Origin of the sequence: Nodularia chucula CCY0103 (assembly GCF_963923915.1) — a bacterium.
Classification (GTDB): domain Bacteria; phylum Cyanobacteriota; class Cyanobacteriia; order Cyanobacteriales; family Nostocaceae; genus Nodularia; species Nodularia chucula.
This window is the reverse complement of record NZ_CAWUOL010000283.1, coordinates 1-228: the sequence shown is the minus strand read 5'-3', so window position 1 is coordinate 228 and position 228 is coordinate 1. Positions and strand designations below refer to the sequence as shown.

Sequence of the window (228 nt, the reverse complement as noted above, 5' to 3'; positions counted from 1 at the left end):
ACCCATCATAAGGGTAACTTTGACATCAAAACTTACTTGAAGCATTCACCCCTTGGTGGAATAATTAAGCGCTTTGAATTTTTAACAGTTGGGCTTCTTTGGCTTCGCGATCGCGTTGTAGCCGTAAAGCCTTTAACTCCTCCAACTCTTGATCTAACACCCCATCCTAACTCTCCCGCCAAGAGTTTAGTGCAGAAGCTTGTAAAACAACAAAAAGTTGATGGAAAT

The 228-nt window shown here is 41.7% G+C and carries 1 protein-coding gene; it reads left to right on the top strand.

From position 1 onward, the window contains the following. A partial coding sequence (locus ACM0OP_RS24535; protein ID WP_414531003.1) for a hypothetical protein occupies positions 1-228 on the top strand: 228 nt, incomplete at both ends.